This window comes from Mycobacterium sp. GA-1199 (assembly GCF_001500045.1).
Lineage (GTDB): Bacteria > Actinomycetota > Actinomycetes > Mycobacteriales > Mycobacteriaceae > Mycobacterium.
In genome coordinates this window covers 1-20,816 of the sequence record NZ_LQIX01000028.1, presented here as the reverse complement: position 1 = coordinate 20,816, position 20,816 = coordinate 1, and the positions used below count along the sequence as shown (strand labels likewise).

15 protein-coding genes are annotated in these 20,816 nt (G+C 62.6%); 5 read left to right on the top strand and 10 right to left on the bottom strand.

The window, feature by feature from the left end; translation table 11 throughout:
• Positions 1-441 precede the first annotated feature (441 nt).
• Entirely contained in the window at positions 442-2,094 is a 1,653-nt protein-coding gene (locus tag AU198_RS17765) for an acyl-CoA synthetase (RefSeq protein ID WP_064349800.1), read from the top strand.
• A gap of 180 nt (positions 2,095-2,274) precedes the next feature.
• Here AU198_RS17765 and AU198_RS17760 read toward each other — a convergent pair whose 3' ends face one another.
• The 9 genes from AU198_RS17760 to AU198_RS17720 all read right to left on the bottom strand — a co-directional run bounded on the left by AU198_RS17760 (position 2,275) and on the right by AU198_RS17720 (position 12,730).
• On the bottom strand, positions 2,275-2,790 hold the full coding sequence (locus AU198_RS17760; protein WP_064349799.1) for an Rv2253/PknI dimerization domain-containing protein: 516 nt from the start codon (positions 2,788-2,790) through the stop codon (positions 2,275-2,277).
• Between the two features lie 31 nt (positions 2,791-2,821).
• On the bottom strand, positions 2,822-4,402 hold the full coding sequence (locus tag AU198_RS17755) for an MCE family protein (RefSeq protein ID WP_064349797.1): 1,581 nt from the start codon (positions 4,400-4,402) through the stop codon (positions 2,822-2,824).
• A complete protein-coding gene (locus tag AU198_RS17750) occupies positions 4,402-5,652 on the bottom strand; it encodes an MCE family protein (RefSeq protein ID WP_064349795.1) in 1,251 nt (416 codons plus the stop codon). Before AU198_RS17750 ends, AU198_RS17755 begins: the two co-directional genes overlap by 1 nt.
• Positions 5,649-7,010, bottom strand: a complete 1,362-nt coding sequence (locus AU198_RS17745) for an MCE family protein (protein ID WP_064349793.1) — start codon at positions 7,008-7,010, stop codon at positions 5,649-5,651. The genes AU198_RS17750 and AU198_RS17745 overlap by 4 nt, the downstream gene beginning before the upstream one ends.
• The gene (locus AU198_RS17740; protein ID WP_064349804.1) at positions 7,007-8,101 is read right to left on the bottom strand and encodes an MCE family protein; all 1,095 of its coding nucleotides are present in this window, start codon (positions 8,099-8,101) and stop codon (positions 7,007-7,009) included. The genes AU198_RS17745 and AU198_RS17740 overlap by 4 nt, the downstream gene beginning before the upstream one ends.
• The gene (locus AU198_RS17735) at positions 8,101-9,126 is read right to left on the bottom strand and encodes an MCE family protein (RefSeq protein ID WP_064349792.1); all 1,026 of its coding nucleotides are present in this window, start codon (positions 9,124-9,126) and stop codon (positions 8,101-8,103) included. Before AU198_RS17735 ends, AU198_RS17740 begins: the two co-directional genes overlap by 1 nt.
• Complete coding sequence (locus tag AU198_RS17730; protein ID WP_231744707.1) at positions 9,123-10,301, bottom strand: MCE family protein; 1,179 nt, start codon at positions 10,299-10,301, stop codon at positions 9,123-9,125. The genes AU198_RS17735 and AU198_RS17730 overlap by 4 nt, the downstream gene beginning before the upstream one ends.
• 345 nt (positions 10,302-10,646) lie before the next feature.
• Complete coding sequence (locus AU198_RS17725; protein WP_064349787.1) at positions 10,647-11,219, bottom strand: TetR/AcrR family transcriptional regulator; 573 nt, start codon at positions 11,217-11,219, stop codon at positions 10,647-10,649.
• A gap of 452 nt (positions 11,220-11,671) precedes the next feature.
• The gene (locus AU198_RS17720) at positions 11,672-12,730 is read right to left on the bottom strand and encodes a hypothetical protein (protein WP_156431659.1); all 1,059 of its coding nucleotides are present in this window, start codon (positions 12,728-12,730) and stop codon (positions 11,672-11,674) included.
• A 544-nt stretch (positions 12,731-13,274) separates the two neighbouring features.
• Between AU198_RS17720 and AU198_RS17715 the strand changes: the two genes are divergently transcribed.
• Positions 13,275-14,195, top strand: a complete 921-nt coding sequence (locus AU198_RS17715) for an SDR family NAD(P)-dependent oxidoreductase (RefSeq protein WP_064349785.1) — start codon at positions 13,275-13,277, stop codon at positions 14,193-14,195.
• Positions 14,196-14,201: 6 nt separating this feature from the next.
• Positions 14,202-15,092, top strand: a complete 891-nt coding sequence (locus AU198_RS17710; protein WP_082691086.1) for an alpha/beta hydrolase — start codon at positions 14,202-14,204, stop codon at positions 15,090-15,092.
• 197 nt (positions 15,093-15,289) lie between these two features.
• On the opposite strand, the gene AU198_RS17705 is transcribed toward AU198_RS17710, so the two are convergent.
• Entirely contained in the window at positions 15,290-16,993 is a 1,704-nt protein-coding gene (locus AU198_RS17705) for an FAD-dependent oxidoreductase (RefSeq protein ID WP_064349781.1), read from the bottom strand.
• Between the two features lie 1,282 nt (positions 16,994-18,275).
• Here AU198_RS17705 and AU198_RS17700 point away from each other — a divergent pair.
• Both AU198_RS17700 and AU198_RS17695 read left to right on the top strand, forming a co-directional pair.
• On the top strand, positions 18,276-19,574 hold the full coding sequence (locus AU198_RS17700) for a cytochrome P450 (protein WP_064349778.1): 1,299 nt from the start codon (positions 18,276-18,278) through the stop codon (positions 19,572-19,574).
• A gap of 426 nt (positions 19,575-20,000) precedes the next feature.
• The coding region (locus tag AU198_RS17695) for a class II glutamine amidotransferase (protein ID WP_064349803.1) at positions 20,001-20,816 on the top strand (816 nt) is incomplete at its 3' end.

The window sequence follows — 20,816 nt, the reverse complement described above, 5'->3', positions numbered from 1 at the left end:
CGACTCCTACCGCATCAAAGACCGCGACCTCGGACGAGTTCCAGGATCGACCACAGAAGAATGAACACCAAGGGGGTCAATTTTCAACCGTTGAAAAGGGGTCAATTTTCAGCCGCCGTTGACAACCGAATCTCCCCGTTCGAGAGAACGACGCGGACGGGTGTCCGTTCCAACTTCTCACCCATGTGTTCTCGTGAATGGCTGCCAGTTGGTGCGACGGCGGCTCTCGACCCCGCACTTGATTCCGAGCAACAGTGTCAATGACCGCAAGGCGCTCACCGCATGTGTTCTGGCACCGTCGATGTCCTCTGGCACAGGGTGAGTGTCCCAGGGCTCACCGACAACGCCGCGGCTGTGCGGGCGGCCGGCGGTATCGGTTCAGGGTCGGCGCTCCTCGGCGACTGTTACTGTGCACGCAAATTTCCGTGGTGAGGAGGCCCGATGGCTGACGTGCTGGCCGGCGTTCGGCAGAAGTTGCAGCATGCCACCGAGGCGGCGCGCGCTGCTAAGCGACTCGTCGACACCGGAATCATCGACCTCACGGACCTAGGTTCGGGTGTTCAGACTGCCAAGCTCGCGCGCACCTACGGCCCGCAGGCCACGATGGCGATTCAAGGTGGTCGCAAGTATGCAGACCTGCCTGCGGTCGTCGACGAGCGAGGGACGTTGACCTATAAACAGGTCGATGACCAGTCGTGGGCATTGGCGCACGGCTTGCAGAGCCTCGGCGTCTCCGCGGGCTCGGTCGTCGGCGTGCTCTGCCGTGACCACCGCGGGCTCGTCATCACCATGGCGGCCTGCGGCAAGGCAGGCGCCCGAATGGTTTTGATGAACACCGGTTTCGCCAAACCTCAGTTCGCCGAGGTCTGCGAACGCGAGAAGGTGACCGTGGTGCTCCACGACAGCGAGTTCCTCGGTCTGCTCGACGCGCTGCCCGCCGACCTGCCGCGGGTGCTGACGTGGGTGGACGACGGCGCAGAACTACCTGCTGGTGCGCAGACTCTCGACGACATCATCGCGACCAACTCCACCGAGCCTCTACTCCCGCCGAGCAAAGCCGGCGGTTCGGTGATCCTCACCAGCGGCACGACCGGGCTTCCCAAGGGGGCGCCGCGTGAAACGGTTTCTCCGCTCGCGACAGCCCAGATCGTTGACCGAATACCGTTCCCGCGCAAGGGGACCATGGTCATCGTGTCGCCCATCTTCCACAGCACCGGCTGGGCCACGTACACGGTCGGCGCAGCGTTCGGCAACAAAATCGTGACGACCAGGCGGTTCAAGGCGGAGGGCACGTTGAAGCTCATCGCCGACCACAAGGCCGACATGCTGGTGGCGGTCCCGACAATGCTGCACCGGATGGTCGAGCTTGCGCCCGACGTCATCGCCGAGTACGACACGTCGTCACTGAAAGTCATTCTGATCGCCGGGTCGGCCCTGAGCCCTGAGCTGTCCAACCGGGTGCAGGACACCTTCGGCGATGTTCTGTACAACATGTACGGGTCCACCGAATGTGCCATCGCCAGCGTCGCCACCCCTGCCGAGTTACGTGCCGCCCCCGGCACCGCGGGGCGTGCTCCGGTGACCTGCGAGGTGGTGCTGTACGACGAGAACGATCGACGGATTGAGGGCGCGAACCGTCGCGGCAGGATCTTCATCCGCAACGGTGCGCCGTTCTCCGGATACACCGATGGTCGCAACAAACAGATCATCGACGGCTACATGTCCAGCGGTGACATGGGCCATTTCGACGAGAACGGACTGCTGTTCGTCGACGGCCGCGACGACGACATGATCGTGTCCGGCGGCGAGAACGTCTTTCCGCAGGAAGTGGAGAATCTGCTCGAGGCGCGCCCCGATATCGCCGAGGTGGCAGTAGTCGGGGTCGATGACGCCGAGTTCGGAAAGCGGTTGCGCGCCTTCATTGTTTCCGAGCCCGGCGCTGCGCAAGACGCGGCAGAGATCAAGCAGTATGTGAAAGACAACCTGGCGCGGCACAAGGTTCCTCGCGATGTGGTCTTCATCGACGAGCTACCGCGAAACACCACCGGAAAGCTACTGCGCCGGGTGTTGGTCGAAATGGATACCGAAGATTGAGTCGGCACCTGATATCTGGTGGGACAGACATAGCGGAGTTGGAATCGGCTGGCCAACGCGCGCGTCGACTGTTCTGTTGGATTACCGATCCGTTGGTACAACTGCTGATTCGCCTGTGAAACCGCACTGCTGGCGCAAGCAATGCTTGCATGTAGCGAATCGCCATCTGGGTGCGATTGACTAGCTGAGCCTGGTGAGCTTGAAGGGCAGGGAAATCAGCATGGGCCTGTTGACTCCGCAGGCGCCGCTCGGCCCCTTTGTTTCGTCGATACCGGCGAAAAGGTCGGATTGGCTGTTGTCGACCTGCCCAGTCTGGGCCGACACGGGGTAGAAGCGGTAGTGCTGAACTCCGTCGACGGCAGTTCCGTCAGGACACGGCTCCCATCGCGGAACAACGTGTTTGATGTTCCAGAGTCCCGAGACCTTGACGATCGGCGCGGTCCATCCCTGGTCACTGGTCACTGTCCCCGTGCAGTCAGTGGGATTTGCGCAGGTGGTACGAATCGTCCATGTGGCGGTGACAGTCGCCTCGTCGCGGTACATCTCATTCTTCTGCGCCCAGTCACCATTCGACTGTGCTCGGAAAGTGCCGTTGAGTGCGCCTTCCAGCTCCGAGGTGTCAGCAGTCGCCACCGCAGTGCTCATGAGTAGCAGTGAGGATATGGCCGTGACGCAAAAAGGACGGGCGATGTTCATGGCGGCTCTCCTGCAGGTGGAGGTGGCGATGTCAATGCGGCAGCAGATCGGTCCAAGTCGTTGCGGAACGTGTGTTGTCGAGATTGACCTGGGTGTAGAAAGCTCCGTCTCCGCCCAAATAGGTTCCGGTGCGCGGGTTGTATTGCGCGACACCGAAACCAGGAGTTCTGAGTCCTGGTTGATGGGCGCTGGAAGGAGTAGCTGGTTCTTGGACTGGCGCATTCTCAGGAGCGGGCGGTGGCGGCAATGCTGGAGGTTCCGGCGACGTGCCGGCTGCTGGAACGCCGACGGGTGGCAGCGGTGTGCCGGTGGCAGGTCCGAAGATGTTCTCGTCTCGTGTAACTCGTGAGTCGGGCGGTATGCCTTGTGCGATGAGGTTGGGATCGAACGGGTAAGGCCCCAGAATGTGAGGGCGTGCCGCTAGTGGTTGGAAGCCGTCGGGGTCGTTGCAGAGCCGCACGGTCGGGGCGCGCTTGCCGGGGTGGGCCATGCACGGGTAGTTGCGGGCGCCGCGCACCGTAGTTGGAGAGTCCTGAGGCAGTTTGCAGTACAGCCCGTCGGGCGTGTCGATGTCGCTGAGGTCCGCCGGAGAGCGCCATTGGGAGGGCGGCAGGAATCCGACGGTGCAGGGATTGGGATCGCCTGCGGTTATGGCAAATTCTCCACCGGTGGGTATCCCGGTGGCGTTATTACGCGGCATCGCGGCTTGAATGGTGGAGATGAACGGCGGCAGCAGCACGAGAACCTGTTCCAGGGAAGGGTTGTAGGTGATTGTGATCTGCCCGATGGTGGTGAGGTTGGCCAGCAGGACTGGCAGTGTGGGTTTGATCTGGCTCAAGAGTGCTGAGATTTCGTCGGCGGCCGCCGGAGCTTGGCTGAAGAGGGTGCGGATTTGCGGGTCGTTGTCGACCAGTTGAGTGGTGACGCCAGCCAGGCTACGGCTCCAGGTGCGCAGCGCTTCGTTGCTGGCGGCCTGTGCGTCGAGCAGTGGAGCGCTGTCGTCGATGAGCGCCTGGGTGCGGTCGGCGACAGCGTTGAGGTCGCCGGTCAGCCGCGACGTCGAGTCGGCCAGTGACCCGAGGTCGAACCCGGCGCCGTTGAGGCCGGTGAATGTCTCGTCGAGTAGGGCGTTGAATTTGTCTTTCGGAACGCTGCTCAGCAGGGCGCTGGTCTGGTCGAGCATGGGCCCGACTTGTTGGGGCACGGTGGTGTTCGTCATGGCAACGACCGATCCGTCTTGAAGGTAGGGTGGCGCGTCGGTGTGGGGTACCAGGTCGACGTATTGTTCTCCGATCGCGGAGATGCTGTGCACTTCGGCGGTTAGCGCGGCGGGGATTTTGACCGAGCTGTCCAGCGTCAGTCGGGCTTTCGTGTGGGTAGGTGGTCCAGGATCAAGGAGGACGGCGCTGACCTTGCCGACTTGCACCCCGCGGTAGGTGACGTTGGCGAAGCGGTACAGTCCGCCGCTGTTGGGCAGTTCGACAGTGACGCTCATGCGGCCGATGCCCAACATGGTTGGCAGCTGTAGGTAGTTGACCACCATGATCGAGACGCCGACGACCGAGGCGATGGTGAAGATCACCAGTTGGATGCGGACGAAGCGCGACAGCATCAGTTCCCACCCCCAGACGGTGGCGGCGGCGCCGACGCATCGGCCGGCAGCGGAGACGGCCCGGTCTGTGGTGGCACCGGCGAGCCCGCTGACGGAGGTCCGGCGGGAACAGGAGCGCCCGGGGGCGCCGTCGGCACGGTTTTGGTCAGGGGGGCGTTGAGCGGATCGTAGGTGTACTGCAGGTAGTACGGGTCGCCGGGAGCGGGAATCAAGTCGGCGTCAATATCTTCGAACCGGGTACCGCGGAAAATGGTGCGTTTCAAACGTGGGTAGGTCAGATCGACGACGGCGTAGAGATTCAAGTAGTCGCCACGCACACCGCGGTCGATCACGTTCTGGGGAAACGGGAATGTCGGCGCCAAGGCTAGTGCGGCGTCGAGCTTGGGACCGACGTCGGCGAGCGCTTTGAGCGTGGGTTGCAGATTGCGCAGATTCGCCAGAAGGTCATCTTGGCTGTCGTTGATCAGACGCGTGGTGATGTCGCTGAATTTGCCAAGTTTGGTCAGCGCCTCGGTCAGTTTGGGTCGCTCGCGGTCGAGCACCTCAAGTGCGGGTGGGATGTCGCGCAACGCATTGGTGAGTGTGTCGGTTTGTCCGGCCAGGATGTCGGTGAGCCGGTCAAGGTTGTCGATGGTGGCGGCGAGGTTGTCGCGCTGATCGTCCATGGCGCCGATGAAGGTGTCGAGTCGGGTCAGTGCGCTGCGAATCTGATCCTCGCGGCCCTGCAGGACGGCGTTGGTGTCATTGATGATGTCGCCGATCTGGCCGACACCGCCGGAGTTGATGAGCACTGACAGGGTAGAAAGGGTTTGTTCGGTCGACGGGTAGGTCGACGCGCGGTTGAGTCCGAGCGTGGAGCCGGGCGCGAGCCGTCCGGTAGGTGTTTGGCCGGCGGGAGGGTCCAGCGCTAGGTGCATCGAGCCGAGCAGGCTGGTTTGGCCCACGGTGGCGACGGCGTTGGCGGGGACGACGACATCGGGTTGCAGCGAGACTTCGACGTCGGCGTGCCAGTTATTGACCGTCATCGATGCGATGCTGCCGACGACGACATCGGCGATGAGCACGGGAGCGTTGGGTTCGAGGGTGCCCACGTTCTTGATCTGAATGTGGTAGACGGCAGCTTCATGACCGCGGCCGACGGCGCCGGGCAGCGGCAGGGAATTGATGCCCTGGAATGCGCAACTGGAGGCGGTGAGCGTAATGGCCGCGGCGAGGCACACGAGGCGACGTGGGGTGCGGATGAGAATCATGACGGTGGCTCGTGCAGGGGCGGCGGGGTTGGCGCGGGGTGGATTTCGGCGGGAAGCAGCGGTGGCGTGGCGCCCTGCGCGGGTTCGGGGGATGTGTTGGGCAGCAGCAGGGTTTGCAGCGGTGACGCTGCCGGTGCGGCGTAGGCGGACAACGCTGACGGCTGTTCGGGTGGGGTGGGGGCGGGCCCTGATCCGCCGGGCGCGAGTTTGGGATCGGTGTAGATGATGTTGTTGGGGCTATAGGCGGGAGCCAGGAACGGGTTGATCGGGAATGGCAGCCCGTTGAAGTTGAGCAGGTCCAGGCCGGGCCCGAGGTATTGGGCGCACAGCTTGGCGGTTTCGGGGGCGGTGATGTTCTCTACGGCACCGATTGCTCCGCAGATGAACTGCACGGGGTTGGAGAAATTGGTCAGCACGAAAGAGCCGTTGACGTCGCCGGAGTCGGGATTCCAGATGTTGTAGGCGTTGGCGACGGCGTTGGGGGCCACGTGCAGCACGTTCTCAAGATCGGTGCGGTGATTGACGAGGTTCTGGGTGACGTTGGCGAGGCGTTGGATTTGTTCAGAAGTTTGGTTGCGGCTGCCGGCGATGAACCGTTGTACCTCGGTGAGCGCCGAGGACAGGTTGGTTACCGCGGCGTCGAGGTCAGTGCGGCTCTCATCGAGGACGCTGGTCAAGGTGGCGAAGCGGTGGTGGAACTGCACGATCTGGGTGTTGCTGTCGCGCAGCGCGGTAACGAAGGTCTGCAGATTGGTGATGATGCCGACGATGTCGCCGCTGCCGTCGGCCAGTACCCGCGCTACACCGGAGAGTTGGGCGATCACGTCGCGGAGTTTGTCGCCATTGCCGTCCAGCGCGTTGGCGGCGGTGTCGATGAATCGTGCGATGGATGGCGGTGCGTCGGGGCGGGGTCCGAGGTCGGTGGCCAGTCGCATCAGTTGTTCTTTGACTTGATCCCATTCCACCGGCACGGCGGTGCGCTCGAGCGGGATCGTTGCGCCATCGGCCATGAGCGGCCCATCGCCCGGCTCGTAGGCTGGAGTAAGTTCGACGTAGCGGGCCGCGACGAGGTTTTGTGACACGATGACTGCTTTGGCATCGGCGGGCACGGGCACGCCGCGGTCCAGCTTCAGCGTCATTTTGGTGCGGGTGCCTTCGGCGTCGATGGCGTCGATACGGCCAACGGTTACCCCGGCGATCTGCACGGTGTCGCCGGGATAGATGGCGATGGCCTTGGTGAAATAGGCGGTGATGGTGGTGGGTCCGAAGAGCGTTTGGCGGACCAACACCGCTGTCCCGCCGGAGAGAGCGACCGCCAGTGTGAGGGCTGTGATGGTGACAAGTCGGCGTCTGGTCATCGTGGCGGCAGGTCTCCGGGCTGGGGAATCCCGTTGTAGGGGAACGGGATTTCAGCGCGTGGCCCGGCGTTGTCGGGGGGTTGTCCGTTGTTGGTGCCGCGGCGGAAACCGAACGCGTAGTCCAGGAAGGGCTGTAGGACTTCCGGTAGTGCCAGGTTGGGGATGTAGGCGTTGTAGTAGTAACCGTTGGCGACTGTTTCTCCCTGGGTGACTTGGTATTTCGCCAGGCCAGGGAGTGCTTTGGCGATGTTGTCGCGGTTCTTTTGCAGCATGGCTGTCACTGAGTTGAGTTTTTCCAGGGTGGGCGCCAGCTGCTTTTCGTTGTCGGCGACTAATCCGGATACCTGTTGAGCAACGGCGGAGGTGTTGGCCAACAGGTCAACGATGGCCTGGCGGCGTTCGGCGAGCACCTCGACGAGATCGTTGGCGTTGAGGATCAGCGCGTTGAGTTGACCGCTGCGTTTGGCGAGCACATCGGTAACTGTGCTGGTGTGGCGCAGCAATTCGGCCAGGGTCTCATCGCGGCTGTTGATCGAGCGGGACAGGCGCGACACAGCGTCGAAGGCCGGCCCGAGTTGCGGAGCGATCTGGTCGAGGGTGGCGCTCAGCGTATCGAGGGACTGGTTGAGCGCGGCTGTGTCGGTGCCGGCGGCGTTGGTGGTCAGCTCGCCGACGGCGTCGGTGAGTGAGTACGGCGATCCGGTGCGCGATAGCGGGATTACGGTGTTGGGCCGCATCGTGGTCGATCCGGAGGACTCCAGTGTCAGGACGCGTTGCCCCAGCAGGGATCCGGTGCGGATGTGGGCGGTGGTGTCCGATCCCAGCGCGACGGTGCCGTTGATGGTGAACGTCACCATCGCCTTGCCGGCCTGCAGGGCGATGTCGGATACCGTTCCGACCCTGACTCCCGATACTTTGACGTCGTTGCCGACGACGAGTCCGCCAGCGTGCGCGAATATCGCTTGATAGCGCACGCTGGTGGCCCAGTTGATGATGCGGTCGGGGTTGAGCCCGAGCGCGATCACGATGATAATCAGCGTGACGCCGATGAATCCTGCACGGATGAGACGTGTGCCCCGGTATTTCAGCATCAGGGTTCTGCGCACCTTCCCGTGTCCTGCTTGATCCACGGGAACACCACGGTGCGTCCTTGAAGGTCGCTGGCGCGGAAGCTGACTGCGCAGATGTAGTAGTTGATGAAGCTGCCGTAGGCGCCCAGCCGCACCAGTTTGCGGTAGTTGTTGGGTGCTTTCTGCAGGGCGGTGTCGAGAAGTTCTTTGTTCTCGTCGAGCAGCGGCGCGAGCCGGTGCAGCTCATCAATGGTGCCCTTGAGCGGAGGCCGGGCCTGGGTGAGAAGGTCGGCCACTGAGGCCGTACCGGTGTCGAGGGCCTCGATGGCGGTGCCGATCGGATCGCGGTCGGCGGCTAGACCTTCGACGAGTTTGTGCAGGCGGTCGATGGTCTCTGAGAAGCGGGGTCCGTCTTCGGCCAGTGTGGCGGCGACGGTGTTGAGGTTGTCGATGAGCCGCTCGACGGCTTCGTGGCGATCGGCGATCGCGGTGGAGAACGACGAGGTCTTCGACAAAATGGATTCCAAGGTGCCGCCTTGGCCCTGAAAGATTTGGATCAGCGACGAAGTCAGTGCATTGACGTCTTGGGGGTTCAATCCGCGGATGACCGGTTTGAGCCCGCCCAGCAGCACATCGAGATCCAGAGCAGGCTCGGTACGCTCGCGCGGAATTCGGGCACCGGCAGCTAGCAGTTGGCTGGCTCCTGGAGAGTCGACCAATTCGAGGTAGCGGTCACCGACGAGGTTGAGATAGCGCACCGCCACCTTGGTGCCGCTGGTCAGCGTCACTTTGCGGTCGGCGTCGAAATCGACCACCACCGTCTTGTCCGGGCGCAATGCGATCTTGGACACCGTGCCTACCCGGATCCCTGAAACGCGGACGCTGTCACCGGTTTTCAGACCCGATGCGTTGGTGAACACCGCCGAATAGCTGTTGGTGGAGCCGCCGCGGTACTGGCTGAAGGTGAGAAACAGCGCGGAAGTGAGTACCACCATCACCGCGGCGAAAGCGCCGAACTTGACCAGTATCCATCCGGATCGGTTCATCCGGGATGTCCGATCTGCGCGGTGTTGCGGGGTGGACCGTCAATGGGCCCGAAGAGCAGCTGTTTGAGCCCGTCGGAATTGAGCACGATACCTTGGTTGCCGTATTCCGTGGGATCGGCGCCGATATCGGCTAAGACGAACTTGGGTTTGAATCCCGATGGCATATCGGGGAGTCCGATGTCGCCGCAGTGCGGACCGCCGGTCGCAGCGACCTTGGGCAGGTTCGAGGGATAGCGGTAGCGGTCCATGCCAAACGAGAAGCCCAGACTGGCCACGACACCGGGAACCGGAGATGGTGGGCTTTCGGTGACCGGGATGAAACCGGCTAGCACACAGTAGATTCCCTCGTGGTAGCGGCTGGTCAGATCGGTTGTGGGAACCAACAGATCGAGGACTTCGATCAGCGGCTGCCGATTCGAGCCCACCACGTCGATTCCCGCATCCGCCAGTCCGATCGCTGATATGAGCACCGCGTCGAGGTCTTGTTGGCGCTCGACGATAGTGGAACTCAACCGGGTGGTTTTTGTGACCGCGGTCAGGAGATCTGGGGCGGCGTCGGCGAATGCGCCGATGACGGGCGCAGCTGTGGCGAGGTCGTGTTCGAGGGTGGGCAGGCTTGGTTGTATTCGCGCCAGAAAGGCGTCGAGGTCGACGAACGCTTGACCGATCTTCTGCCCTCGCCCCGAAAGCGCTGTGGAGATCGCCTCCAAGGTCGCGTTGAGCTTGCCCGGCTCGATCGAGGACAGCAGAGAGGTCAATCTTTCAAACAGCGTGTTGATCTCGACGGTCACTTGCTGAGCCGCCAGCACCTGCCCGGAACGCAGCGGGTGCCGCGACGGGTCGGGCGGCAACACCAGCTGGACGTACTTGGCACCGAAAACCGTCGTGGAGGCGATGTCGACGACTACGTTTTCCGGTATCAGCTTCAACTGGCCGGGGTCGATCGCCAAATGCAGCGCCGCCTGGCCGTCAGGGCGCGATTCGATCGAAGCGACCCGACCCACCTCGACACCGAGCAGCTTGACCCTGGCATCGGGATCCATCACCAAACCCGCACGCGAGGACAGCACCGTCACCGGCACCGAGGCGATGAAGTCCCCGCGGAACATCGCCACACACAGCGCCACGATCGCGGCCAGACACACGGTGGTGATCAGCCCGGCAAGTGGTTTCACCGCCGCCGGTGAAAGCCACACTGACCTGCGAGACGACTTGTATGCGGACACCGCTCAGGCCAAGCCTTGACCACGGTAAAGTCGCACGATGGTCACCATCGGCCCAGCTTGATTTCCCGAGCCGAACCCGTCAACGCGCTGCTATAAACATGCGAATCGCTCCGCCACTGCGAGACATGGTGTGCGCCGTCGACGTGGGTTTTTACCAGCCACGATGCGTGAGAAGATGCTTGAGAAACCTCTCATGGCGCAAATGGCTCTTTTGGGCGACTCAAGCGAACACTGGTTGTGGCCGTCACTGCCTGGTGCTCCTGCGGGTCGCGGCTTAAGGTGAGCGGCCCGTTTTCAGTGTGTTCGGTGGCTGGATTCAGGCGGGGGCGTTTCAAACGATGGTCCGACGAACCGTTGCACCAGTTGGTATTCCGTATCGCGGTCGTTTACCGGCCAGTACCACAAAGCAAAATAGATACGAATCAGATACTGCGCGGCGAGCGGATCGGGCCGCCCAACCATCTCTTCCGCCAGTCCTGCCACTACTGGGGATGAGGTAAATAATCCACTGTGATCGTCGGGCCGAATTGCGCCCATCACCAATTGGCCTAGCGGTTCGGCGCGAACCCTTTCTAACGCGACGATGATTGCCGTGACGATTCGATCGGATCCGGAGAGCCCAGCGACGGCTTCACGCACCGACTCGACGATGCTCGCTGAATACCGTTGAATGACGCCCTCGAGGATTACCGTCTTGCCGCCGACCTGTCGATAGATGGTTGCAGGCGAGCAATGCACCTTCGTGGCCAACGCTTCGATCGTGAACGCAGCGAAGCCTTTCCGCGAGACGAGATCGGCTGCCGCAGTGTAGATCCGGTCGATGGCTGCGCCTCGCCGATCGCCGATTAACCAGTCGTCACGCCCCATGTTTTCTCATCCCTCCCGCCGTAGCGCCTCTACCGGTTCTAGCACGATGAGAGATTTTCACTCAAGATTCTCATCGAACGCCGTGGAAGGAGATGCTGCGCCCGTCCATCAATTACTCTTGGTGGCCCACGGTGACAGACCGCTACGCAGGTTTGCTGTTTTGCAGGATGAAAGACTCCAACTCGACGCATGAGAGGAATCGCGGTGTGCCTCGGCCCGTGTTGTGTAGCTCAGCGCCGTCAATCCAGAAAACTCGCTGCCTTCGACGGCGCCCGCACCGTGGGCCGGTGCGCGATAGTGCGTGGCGCTATCGACATTGCGACACGCGATCGGCGGATGCTGCGCCAAGCTCGCTATTAGACGGTGTTCTTGCAAGTGGGCACGACCCGGGACGGTGCGAATAATCGTCGGCGCACGTCTCCGAAATGCCATGAGACGCAGTCCCAGTCGCCCTAGTCGCACTTGGTCGCGCGAGGACGGGCGGTCTCGCGGCGAGACGCCCGTAGGCGAGGCGCGTAGCTGAAGAAGGCACGGGGCGCGGCGTCAAGGACCGTTTGCAGCAGAACACCTACCGGCGACGTTCGATTGGGTGGCGCCGGAAGTACGAAGGCGGTAGCAGTACCAGCACTGGTTGCAATCTGGATCGGCTCCCCACGCGCACCGTAGACGCCGTCGCGGGTTCCCGCGAACATGTCGTTGATCCATCCGGCGGAAATTGTCTGTATCGCCTCAACGTTTTGCGGAAGCGAGAAGCCAGTGAACAGTTGAGCGGCTCTCTGGATTAAGACGTTTCCACTTTGCATCGCATCGATGTGCGAACCTCCAACTAACGAAATCCCTATGAACTGGTTGGGTCGCGCCTGGGCTAGATACCCACTGACGTCGCCGAGCTGGTTCCAAAAGTGCAGGGGCTCCGTGATCAGCAGTATCGGTCGGTTGTTGACGCCCGTTAGCTTTCTCAAAGCTGTCGGAAGTGCGTTACTCAGCGAGACTGCGTCGAACAACATCACGCCGGCCAGATCCGCGACCGCTCCGTTGTCGACACAGAAACCGGCGGCGGCTGCAACGAGTCCGCCGCCCATGGAATGCCCGGCGAGCACAAAGCGTTGCGGAAGCGTCACGGAGTTACCCGCCGCTAAGGTCGCACTGGCAGCAAGTGCCAGTCGGTCACCTACGAACAGGTCGGCCACCGCGCGTTGCACCGCCATCTCGCCCAACCATACGGCGTCACTGGCGAGAAGATTCGAGGTCAACGACGGGACGACAACAATGCTGTTGGTTAGTTGGGCTAGCACTGCCGCCGTGTAGCTGTAGAGCGCAGCGCTGGCGAGGAAACCGTGCTGCAGGTAAATGAGCCGAGTGACGGTTTGGGGTTCGTGCGGGAAGTACCAATGCGCAGGCACGACATACCCTGTTCCGACCGGAATAGTCAACACCGATTGGCTAACCGTGACTCTACTGCCCGGCGGAAGAATGGGCGGTCCTTCTAACACCCTCATCACGCTGATCATCGCGGTGAAGATGTTGACGTACGGGTGGTGATTGTCGGGCGCGTATGCCGATAGAACCTATTCGCGGCGAGTGATGGCGGGAATGCCAGCATCTGCTGCGGGGCCGAGTCGATGGTGCTGAGAGGCGCACCTATCAACACGAATGACCATAACGTATCCGGTCTTTCAGCCAGACGCCTGACTGTTCGTCGCCGGTCGCCACCACGACTGTCGCGTGCCATCGCGCCACATTATCAAGTATTTTCGAGCAGTCTCCATCGCGCGTGGATCGCGCGGCGGATCGCTTCAGGCCGTGCAAAATTGTCTTCTCACAATGAGAAGCTCTGGCTCAGCTTCGTCTGCAAACACGCTGTTCAAATAGCATGCGTGCGAAGGAAGCGCCAGCCAGCGTCAGAGTCGGCCTTTCAACTTCACGCCGCACCGTTGACGTCTCACGAGTCACTGCCCAACCTGATGGCATGGCGGCGGTGAGTAGTTCTCGCTTACCGGAAAGCGTTGAAGATGAAGATATTTGCGTCTTAACGACAGAGAGCGATCATCTCTCATGTCGGTAAGCAAGTGGACCGAGGCGGATGTGCCCGATCAGACAGGGCGTGTGGCGATCGTTACGGGCTCCAACACCGGCCTAGGCTTCGACACCGCCCGGGTTCTCGCGGAGCGTGGAGCCTGTGTGGTGCTCGCAGTTCGCGACACAGAGAAAGGACAGGCCGCGCGGAACCGAATCCTGAACACAGCGCCTCGTGCCGACGTTACCGTTCAGCCGCTCGACCTGGGATCCTTGCAATCTGTGCGCGCCGCTGCTCAAGCCTTGCACGCCGAACATCCACGGATCGACCTGCTGATCAATAACGCCGGCGTAATGGTTCCTCCCAAACAGGTCACACTGGACGGCTTCGAATTGCAGTTCGGCACCAACTATCTCGGTCATTTCGCCCTCACCGGGCTTCTACTCGAGAATCTTGTTGCCGTCGATGGCTCGCGGATCGTCGTCGTTAGCAGCAACGCCCACAAGATCGGCGGTGCAATACATTTCGACGACCTCCAATGGGAGCGCCGCTACAACCGCGGGGCCGCCTATGCCCAATCCAAGCTTGCCAACCTGATGTTCTGCTATGAACTGCAGCGGCGGCTGGCCGCCGCTGATGTGCCAACCATCGCGGTTGCCGCCCATCCCGGGTTCACCGATTCGGAGCTGATACGCCACGTATGGAAGCCGGTCGCGCCCCTGATGAGGTGGTTCGGCCCACTGGTGGGCCAGGATCCCGCGAAGGGCGCGCTGCCTCAGTTGTTGGCGGCCACTGATCCTCAGGTGCGTGGGGGCCAGTACTGGGGTCCAGACGGACCTTTTGAACTTCGGGGTTTCCCCACCCTGGTTCAGTCCAGTGCTAAGTCCTACGACGAGTCCGTCCAGAAGCGGCTCTGGGGGATAGCTGAGGAACTCACCGGCATCACCTTCCCGGTCTGAATGCCGATGGGCCAGGAGTTTCATCCCGACTTGCGGCGGATTGCGCGCGTGCTGCCCAGCGGCCCCTACACTCGCCGCACTCTGCCAATTGCTCGCGCGCTCACGAGATTACAGGCACTGCGCTTCTCGAAGAACATTGAAGTGACGGCTCTGCCCAGCGGAAGCAATGTGCGGCTGCACCGACCTCAGCACACTGACAACGAGGGCGCCGCGCTGCTGTGGATTCACGGTGGCGGTTACGTCATCGGATCGGCAGCGCAGGACGACCGCCTGTGCCGCCGCTTCGCCCACCGGCTAGGCGTCCCCGTCGTCGCCGTCGATTACCACCTCGCGCCGAAACACCCTTACCCGGCGGCCCTGAAGGACTGCTATGAAGCGTTTGCGTGGCTGACCCGCATGCCCGGCATCGACCCCGCGCGGGTCGCCATTGGCGGCGCAAGCGCCGGCGGCGGCCTGACGGCGGCGCTCGCGCTGTTGGCTCGCGACCGCGGCGAATCGGCCCCGCTATTTCAGCTACTCGTGTATCCCATGCTGGATGATCGCTCCAGCGACCGTCCCGGCATCAGAGATCGGCGATATCGGCTCTGGAGCCCCAACAGCAACCGGTTGGGATGGACCGCTTATCTACGCGGAGCCGATCCGCAGGTCGCCGTACCCTCGCGGCACGCCGACCTCTCGGGTCTACCGCCCGCCTGGATCGGCGTCGGCACCCTCGATCCGCTGCACGACGAAAACGTCGAATATGCACGCCGCCTGGAAGACGCAGGTGTGGCATGCGGCATCGACATCATCCCCGGCGCTTTCCACGGATTCGATATTGTCGCACCAAATACCGGCGTATCACGAGCATTTTTCGACCGCCAGTGCGAGGCTCTACGAAAAGCATTCTCCAGCTGAAGCTTAGGGCTGTTTCATCAGCGTGACCTCAGTTCGGCTCCGAGCTGCATGTCGTTATGTCGATTGATGCGACATCTCACTGAGAATCGGGCGCGTGGATAGCGAGTGGCAGGGATGCCCGTCCATACGGGCTGGCGCGTGTCGCGCCCTCCGGTGTTGCATGTTGGCGGTCGATTACTTGGACCGCTAAGTAACGGTCACGAATCCGGCGGCACCACAGGCTTTAAGGGCGATTTGGCGATCTCGACCATCTTGGCTCGGTCGGTGAACTTGACCCGCGGTCGTCCGGAGGCGCTACCACGACGCCGTTCAGCTTGGTCGATCGCGTGCCATCCGGCCCCCGAAATAAGGTCCGGCTGACGAACAGAGAGAAGTCGCTCAAGCGAAGGTCGATCTCCGTCGGGCCGGAGGAGCCGCCCGGATATGAAGTCCGCAATGATGCTGTCGACCGTCTCGTGGGCGCAGTGCTTGTTGGTACCGATCGTGCCATTGGCTCCACGCTTGATCCACCCGGCGACGTAGACACCTGGGATCGGCTGCCCGTCTTCGGCGATCACCCGACCACAATCGTTGGGGATGATTCCGCGATGCTCATCGAACGGCAGGCCGGGCAGTTGCCGGGCTCGGAAGCCAACAGAGCGCAGCACCATTGATGCCTCAATATCCTCAATCTGGTCGGTCGCGACGGCCTTTATTGCGCCGTCAATGACGACGAGCTCGTTGGCGGTGATTCGCACTCCCTCAACGCGGTCGGTCCCGAGAATTTCGACCGGGGAGACGCAGTAGCGGAATACGGCGCGCTTGTTGCGCGGGTCCAGCGGACGGTGCGCGAACTCCTCGGCGAGCCTCACCTTCAGGGCGAGCGCCGGTTCCTGCGTGGGATCTTCGAATTGGGCTCGACTGGTTGGGTCGAGGTTCAGCTCCCGCTCATCGAGCACGACATCCACCCCCGGCAGGTGGTTGAAGGCGAGAAACTCCGATGATGAGTAGGCCGCCTGCAGTGGACCGCGTCGTCCCAGAAGCACAACTTCCCGAATATTGCTGCGCCGCAGGGTGTCGAGCGCATAATCTGCGATGTCGGTGTTCTGCAACTCGTCGGTGTCGAGTAGCAAGATTCGCGCCACATCCAAGGCGACGTTGCCGTTTCCGACCACCACGGCGCGCTGTCCGGACAGATCGAACGTCATGTCGGCATAGTCGGGATGCCCGTTGTACCAGGCGACGAACTCGGATGCGGGATGGCTTCCGGGCAGATCCTCACCGGGTATGTCGAGCCGGCGCTCCTCGAATGCGCCGACGGCATAGATGACGGCGTGGTGGTGGCGCATCAGCTCTTCATGTGTGATGTGCTTGCCGAATTCGACGTTGAGGTGCAAACCCACAGCCTCTGTGACGAACCTCGCCCCGAAGGTCAGGCCTACCTCCTTGGTCTCGGAGTGATCCGGCGCCACGCCGCCGCGAATGAGCCCGTACGGCGTGGGCAGCCTGTCCAGCAACTCGATCTCGACATCGGCCCGGGCCAACAGCTCGTCGGCCGCATAGCACGCAGCCGGTCCCGCGCCGACGATCGCCACCCGCAGTGTCCCCAGTTCCTCGGGCGGACGAGAGGGCCTCTCGTCCAATCGCCGCGGATCTGCCTGCAGCGGGTGCCGCTGGAAATAGGCGGCGTTGATATCTTTGTATCGCTTCAACGGTTCAGTCAGATCAACCTCGTAACGGATCGCGCTAGTCGGGCACACCGGCACGCATGCGCCGCAGTCAACACAAGCTTCCGGATCGATGTGCAGCATCTCAGCCGTGCCGAATTCGGGGTCATCCGGCGAAGGGCGGATGCAGTCGACCGGGCACACCGACACGCAGCTGGCATCGTTGCAACACCTCTGGGTGATCACGAAAGCCAAAGCGGGGCCCCCGATCTCGGGCAGGGCAACGCCTGCAGGTCTGTCTGGATACCGCGTCGCCACGGTCGAATCGTCACGGCATAGCTGCCCAATGCGACCATTGACGGCCGCCTGCGGCCGCCGACGCCGGACTGGCGTGACCGCTGCGCCTTCACCACCTGATCAGCTTGGTGAACACCGAATGACATCGTCAACCAGACGCCACGAGGATGAAACGGGTCCTACCCCCGGTCAGGCAACTGCCCGACGGCTCGTACCGGCTGCACCTGCACAGATGGGTGAGAAATCCCTAGAGTTTTCTCTTATCCTGCGAAGGCCAAGTTACGACGGGTACAGACGCAGCTGGACCCACCGGTGCGCTAACGCGGAGAACCCCCGGTTCCGGCTGCTTGCGCTAGCTGAACGAGGGACCAACGAAGCGTCTTACAAGCGCGTGCTCGATTTCGCGGTCCTCGGCTGGCCGCAGCGCAGGGATACCCGCGGCAACCATTGCGCGGCCAACGGGTCGGCGTAACCCGATCATTTCCTGGGCCAGGCGCGTCACGCCCGCGACGCTGTCAATTATTCGCCTTCGCGGCTCGACCGAATCAAACCCATCATCAGGCCACGGAGCGGCCCGCCGGATGTGCTCTAACGCAACCACTATGGCCGTTGCTACACGCTCAGTGCCTTATAAATCCTTGATCGCCTTACGTACTAACCCGACGATTCGTGAGGAGGTGCGCATGGTCACGGCTCCACGGATCGCGGCCTTGCCCGCCGGCGTGACGATAGATCGCGGCCGGCGGACAATGCACCCTGGTGACCTGTGCCTCAATCCTGAACGCCCTCCAATCCTCGCGTGAGACCAGCTCTGATGCCGGAGCGTAGGTCCGTAGGCGGCTGCGCTGCCTCGGTCGCGTGGAAGTGCACGCCGCGGAGCTCCCGGATGTGCAAAATGGCTTTATCGTTGTGAGAATCCTGGACAGGACTCTGTAAGCGAACACGCTGGCCAGCAGGTGTAGATGCGAAACGCTTCCTGACTAGCCTCCGAACAAGCGTTGCAACTTTCTGTCACACCGTTGACGACACACGCGGCAGCGCCGAACCTGATGGCATGACGGTGGAGCGCCATCACTCTGGACGGCAGGCGACGCCCACCCGTTCTGCATGCCCGCGCATCGGCGAGCTTGAGGACACCTTCGCTCCGTCGCACAACGCTTTTCACCCCGACCCGCACGGTGCGTGCGCGGCGGGCCGAGACCTTTGCGTTCTTTACTAACGGACAAAAGGTGCAACGGTCATGGCGGTGAACAACAGCCCGCGCGGCATCCTCACTTTACTTAAACCGCTTGGCAGCGCCGTCGGGATGAATCTCGTCGGGGCGATCCGCACGCACCGGCAGGGCTATCAAGGCTGGACTGGCGCGGTCAACACCGACTACGACCCGCTGGACCCCGCCACCGCAGCTCAGCCGCACGAGGCCTACCGAGCGCTGCACCGCAGCGGGCGCGTGCACTACAACCCCAAGCGCGCCACCTGGATTCTGAGCCGACTTAATGACATCCGCGCCGCGTTACGCGACACGGGTCAGGTCACCAGCGCCCGGGGCGTAACGCGAGTCAGGATGGCGGCCGATCTCTTAGTGCTCACCGACGGCGAACAGCACGCCCGACTGCGTAAGCAAGTCCAGCCCGGCTTCACCCGCGGCGCGCTGGAAAACTGGCAGGAAATAACAGACAAACTTGCAGCTGAACTGGTAACCAAGGTAATCAAAGAGCCGGGTTGCGACGTGGTTGAACGGCTTGCGATACCAATGCCGATGCGTCTCATCGCTGCGATCCTGGGGGTACCAGACACCGACGTCGCCGACTTTAGACGATGGTCAGAAAACAGTGTTCGAATCATCGATTTCTCGCCGACACCCAAAGGTGTTGTCGGGACTGCGAACTCGATGCGCGCAGTCCTCGCGCTGCGACGCTATTTCCTGCGTCACCTCGCCTCCGGCGAGCTCAAAGATTCGGACACCATGCTTGGGCGGCTGCTGGAACACAACACCGAAGGCGACCTGAGCGACGATCAGTTGTTCTACGTTGCCCTGTTGCTGCTCATCGCCGGTAACGAGACGACTACCAATCTACTCGGTGGGCTATTCGAAACGTTGGCCCACAACCCCGACCAATACGATCTCATCCGCGCCAATCCCGATCTCATTCCCATCGCCGTCGAGGAACAGTTGCGGATATCCAGCCCTATCCAAAACCTCTATCGCTATACGCGCGAGGACTATCGGGTCGGCGAGGTAACCATTCCCGCCGGCGCTCGGGTGCTCCTGTCTTTCGGTGCGGCCAACCGCGATCCACTCGTGTTCGAGGATCCTGACGAATACCGCGCAGACCGCAACCCGCGCATGCATATCGGCTTCGGCTATGGCGCGCATATGTGCGTCGGAGCTCCTCTGGCACGTATGGAGGCGCAAGCAGTGCTGCGTGAACTTGTCGACCGTGTCACCCGTATCACCACCGTCGGCCCGACAACGTGGTCGACCAACAGCTCGCTGCGTGGGCCGACGCATTTGCCCGTCAAGTTGCACTGCAGCTGAGTCTGGTCCATCCCCGCGGTGCTATGAACTCAGCTAACCGTCAGCTGCAGCGCGTTACAGACGTGGTCTTCGCGGCGTGCGCGGCGCCGCCCGTTAACGTCGCGTTGGCATCGGAATATCGAGGCGCGGGCGATCGTCGTTGTCGAGGTGGGAGTTTGGTTGGGTAAAACTAACCGACACCCTCGAAGTGGGTCGTCCCAAGCTAGGTCAAGACACTCGAGGCGTCGTACGAGCAGGATGAATTGCCAGCGCCCAGACACGACGGCACGGTGACCGTGGTGACGGGTCAGCCGCACGGCCGTGCCAACGGCCGGAGGTTGTCAACCCACGGGGCTATCGCCGAATATCGGGAAGTGGCGAGATACCCGTCCCGGCGGACGGCGAGAGGGTAGACAGGCAGCATGGTGAGTTCGCGGTGGTGAACTGATGTGTCGCCTGTTTGGACTGCACGCCGGGGGCGCGGTGACCGCAACATTCTGGTTGCTGGACGCCCCCGACAGCCTGGCCGAGCAGAGCCGGCGCAACCCGGACGGCACCGGCCTGGGGGTGTTCGAGGCCGACGGCACCCCGGTGGTGTTCAAGCAGCCGATCGCGGCGTGGCAGGACCGCGACTTCGCGACCGAGGCCCGCGAGCTGACGGGCACGACGTTCATCGGTCACGTCCGGTACGCGACCACCGGCGCCGCGGACGACGACAACACTCACCCGTTCCTGCAGGACCGGCGGATCTTCGCGCACAACGGAGTGGTGGGTGATCTCGACGCGCTCGACTTGCGGCTCGGCGAACTCGGCGTCGAGGACCTGGTGCGCGGCGACACCGATTCCGAACGGGTCTTCGCGTTGATCACCGCATCCATCCGCGGCCGCGGTGGCGACGTCGAAGCCGGGATGGTGGAGGCGACGCGATGGTTGTGGGCCCACGTGCCGATCTACGCGGTGAACGTGCTGCTGGCCACGGCCACCGACCTGTGGGCATTGCGCTACCCCGACACGCACGAGCTCTGGCTGCTGGACCGTACCGATCCCAGCCGCGGCCGTTTCAGCTTGCGCAGCAAGCGGATCAGCGCGTCCAGCGCGCACTTGGACGCCGCGCCCTCGGTGGTCTTCGCCAGCGAGGTGATGGACCACGAGAAGTGGCACCCACTGGCCTCGGGTGAGCTGGTCCACGTGAACGCCGAGCTGAGGATCACCCGGCGCACGGTGCTGCCCGACCCCGCCGGCACGGTCGGCATTCACGCGGGC

What these genes read in the sequence shown, in the direction of transcription:
- AU198_RS17765 (WP_064349800.1), top strand. Translation starts at nt 442, where the DNA reads ATGGCTGACGTGCTGGCCGGCGTTCGGCAGAAGTTGCAGCATGCCACC.
- AU198_RS17760 (WP_064349799.1), bottom strand. Translation starts at nt 2,790, where the DNA reads ATGAACATCGCCCGTCCTTTTTGCGTCACGGCCATATCCTCACTGCTA.
- AU198_RS17755 (WP_064349797.1), bottom strand. Translation starts at nt 4,402, where the DNA reads ATGCTGTCGCGCTTCGTCCGCATCCAACTGGTGATCTTCACCATCGCC.
- AU198_RS17750 (WP_064349795.1), bottom strand. Translation starts at nt 5,652, where the DNA reads ATGATTCTCATCCGCACCCCACGTCGCCTCGTGTGCCTCGCCGCGGCC.
- AU198_RS17745 (WP_064349793.1), bottom strand. Translation starts at nt 7,010, where the DNA reads ATGACCAGACGCCGACTTGTCACCATCACAGCCCTCACACTGGCGGTC.
- AU198_RS17740 (WP_064349804.1), bottom strand. Translation starts at nt 8,101, where the DNA reads ATGCTGAAATACCGGGGCACACGTCTCATCCGTGCAGGATTCATCGGC.
- AU198_RS17735 (WP_064349792.1), bottom strand. Translation starts at nt 9,126, where the DNA reads ATGAACCGATCCGGATGGATACTGGTCAAGTTCGGCGCTTTCGCCGCG.
- AU198_RS17725 (WP_064349787.1), bottom strand. Translation starts at nt 11,219, where the DNA reads ATGGGGCGTGACGACTGGTTAATCGGCGATCGGCGAGGCGCAGCCATC.
- AU198_RS17720 (WP_156431659.1), bottom strand. Translation starts at nt 12,730, where the DNA reads ATGATCAGCGTGATGAGGGTGTTAGAAGGACCGCCCATTCTTCCGCCG.
- AU198_RS17715 (WP_064349785.1), top strand. Translation starts at nt 13,275, where the DNA reads ATGTCGGTAAGCAAGTGGACCGAGGCGGATGTGCCCGATCAGACAGGG.
- AU198_RS17710 (WP_082691086.1), top strand. Translation starts at nt 14,202, where the DNA reads ATGGGCCAGGAGTTTCATCCCGACTTGCGGCGGATTGCGCGCGTGCTG.
- AU198_RS17700 (WP_064349778.1), top strand. Translation starts at nt 18,276, where the DNA reads ATGGCGGTGAACAACAGCCCGCGCGGCATCCTCACTTTACTTAAACCG.